This is a genomic window from Mesorhizobium sp. M7A.F.Ca.CA.001.10.2.1, assembly GCF_003998575.1.
Taxonomy (GTDB): domain Bacteria; phylum Pseudomonadota; class Alphaproteobacteria; order Rhizobiales; family Rhizobiaceae; genus Mesorhizobium.
This window is the reverse complement of sequence record NZ_RZQY01000845.1, coordinates 1-2,144: the sequence shown is the minus strand read 5'-3', so window position 1 is coordinate 2,144 and position 2,144 is coordinate 1. Positions and strand designations below refer to the sequence as shown.

At 63.2% G+C, this 2,144-nt stretch carries 2 protein-coding genes; both read right to left on the bottom strand.

Annotated features, from left to right (window positions below; translation table 11 throughout):
* On the bottom strand, positions 1–667 hold a 667-nt coding region (locus EN964_RS32495), incomplete at its 3' end, for an NAD(P)-dependent oxidoreductase (RefSeq protein ID WP_127277297.1).
* A 29-nt stretch (positions 668–696) separates the two neighbouring features.
* The coding region (locus EN964_RS32490; protein WP_164776220.1) for an ABC transporter ATP-binding protein at positions 697–2,144 on the bottom strand (1,448 nt) is incomplete at its 5' end.

Sequence of the window (2,144 nt, the reverse complement as noted above, 5' to 3'; positions counted from 1 at the left end):
GCACCGAACCGCCGAGGCCGTTGCGCTTCCGCAATTCCTTCAGCACGCCGTAGTTGATAATGCCCTTGGTCTCAGGCGTCAGCGGCAAAAGCACCACCAGGATGTCGGTGGCCTTGAGGAAGGGGATCAGTCCAGCTTCGCCGGAATAGGTCGCGACGCCTTCCATGGCCTTGTCGGTGCGCGACCAGCCATTGACGGCAAAGCCGAGCGACAAAAGCACCGAGGCCGCGGCGCGGCCGAGACTGCCGAGGCCCATGATGCCGACCGAAATGTCACCGGCAGGCCTCTGCTGCGGCTCGTGCCAGATCTTCTTCGGCTGCTGCGACCGGTAGAGCAGGCCCTGGCGGTGATGGTCGAGAACCCGCCAGACGACATATTCGGTCATGTACTGGGTGAGATTGTCGGCGACGACCTTGACAACAGGCACATCGGGCAGGCCGGGATCGGCGAAGATATGATCGACGCCGGCGCCGATCGAAAAGATGGCGCGCAGATTGGGCAGCGACGACAACAGGTTCGGCTTCTGCTTCCACACCACGGCATAGGTGATCGACGGGTCGCTGGCGCCGTCAGGCTCCAGCACCACCTCGCGCTCGGCCGACAGGAGCTCGCGCCAGCGCTGCGGATGAAAGCCGGTGACGGCAAGCAGGATACGGCCTTTTTCCATTGCGGTCTTTTAGTCCCTCTCTACGCAAATCACTCGCTGACGATGCCGACCGGTGCCGTCTCGATCTTGAAGGCGGCCGAGATCAGCGCCCGAGTATAGTCGGTTTGCGGATTTTCAAAAATCTGCTGGGAAGGACCAGCTTCGACGATCCGGCCATTGCGCATGACGATGACGTCGTTGGCGAGCGCGCGGATGACTTTCAAATCATGGCTGATGAAGAGATAGGCGAGATCGTGCTTGGCCTGCAGGCTGCGCAGCAGATCGACGACCTGCGCCTGCACGCTCATGTCGAGTGCCGATGTCGGCTCGTCCAGCATGACGAAGCGCGGGTTGAGCACCATGGCGCGTGCGATGGCAACGCGCTGGCGCTGGCCGCCGGAAAACTCGTGCGGATAGCGGTTGCGTGTCGCCGGATCGAGCCCGACCTCCTTCAGCACGGCGGCCACCTTGTCGTCGCGCTCGTCGGGCGACAGCTTCGGCTCGTGGATCTTGAGGCCTTCTTCGATGATCTCTGCGATCGACATGCGCGGGCTGAGCGAGCCGAACGGATCCTGGAAGACGATCTGCAATTCGCGCCTGAGCGGCCGCATGGCGTTGAAAGTCAGCTGGTTGATGTCGCGGCCGTTGAACTGGATCGTGCCGGTCGACGAGATCATTCTTGCCAGCGCCAGGCCGAGCGTCGTCTTGCCGGAGCCGGATTCGCCGACCACGCCCAGCGTCTGGCCGGCGCGCACGGTGACATCGATGCCGTCGACGGCCTTCACATTGTCGACGGTGCGGCGGAAGAAGCCCTGCTTGATCGGGAACCAGACCTTTACGTCCTTGCCGGTCATGACAGGCTTGGCATCGGCATTGGCGGCCGGCGGCTTGCCCTTCGGCTCGGCCGCCAGCAGATGCCTTGTATAGGCATGCTGCGGATTGGCGAAGATCTCTTTGGTCGGCCCGGTCTCGACTATCTTGCCCTTGGTCATCACGCAGACACGGTCGGCGATCTTGCGCACGATGCCGAGATCATGGGTGATGAACAGCATCGACATGCCCTTGCGGCTCTTCAGCCCGGCCAGCAGCTCGAGGATCTGCGCCTGCACGGTGACGTCGAGCGCCGTCGTCGGCTCGTCGGCGATCAGAAGTTCGGGCTCGTTGGCCAGCGCCATGGCGATCATCACGCGCTGGCGCTGGCCGCCGGACAACTGGTGCGGATAGGCATCGAGGCGCTTGTGCGGATCGCGGATGCCGACCTCGTTGAGCAAGGCCAGCGTGCGCTCCTTGGCCGGGCGGTCGGCCGTGCCCTGGTGCAGCTTCAGGATCTCGACGATCTGCTGCTCGATCGTGTGCAGCGGATTGAGCGAAGTCATCGGCTCCTGGAAGATCATGGTGATCTTGTTGCCGCGCACCTGCCGCAACTGCTTCTCGTTCATCGCCAGCAGGTCGGCGCCCTGGAACAGGATCTTTCCCGAGGGATGGCTGGCGCTTGGAT